At 68.2% G+C, this 538-nt stretch carries 1 protein-coding gene; it reads left to right on the top strand.

Annotation, left to right across the window (positions count from 1 at the left end; genetic code table 11):
• A partial coding sequence (locus KKO72_RS20785) for a deoxyribodipyrimidine photo-lyase (RefSeq protein ID WP_214943775.1) occupies positions 1-538 on the top strand: 538 nt, incomplete at both ends.

The following is a 538-nucleotide window of genomic DNA, read 5'->3' as shown; positions in this document are numbered from 1 at the left end:
CGCAAGGACCTGCGCCTGACCGACGCCCCCGCGCTGGCGCACGCCTTGCACTTGGCGCAGCGTGATGGGCAGCCGCTGCTACCGGTGTTTTGCCACGCGCCGCCCAGCACCACACGCTGGGGTTTTGCGCGTGTGGGGCCTCACCGCCAGCGTTATGAACGCGCCACGCTGGACGACCTGGCCGCCAGTTTGCAGGCCTGTGGCAGTTGTCTGCTGGAGCTGACCGGCCCGGCCGCAACCACGCTGCAGGCGCTGTGCCAAACATTGGGTGCCAGCCACATCGTCTGCGAGGACATCGCCGCGCCCGAGGAGCAGGCCGAGGTGGCCGCCTTGCGTGCCGCCGGTTTGACCGTCCAGACGCTGTGGCAGTCCAGCCTGCTGGCGCCAGAGCAACTGCCGTTTGCGGCGGGGGACTTGCCCGGTGTCTTCACCCGCCTTTGCCAGCAACTGGGAAAAGCCGCCGTAACACCCGCGCCCCTGCCCCAACCCACCACACCCGTCTCTTATACACAACTCCCAGCCCACGAGACTAAGCACG

This window comes from Rhodoferax sp. U11-2br (assembly GCF_018619435.1).
Classification (GTDB): Bacteria; Pseudomonadota; Gammaproteobacteria; order Burkholderiales; family Burkholderiaceae_C; genus Rhodoferax.
This window is presented reverse-complemented; position numbering and strand designations above follow the sequence as displayed.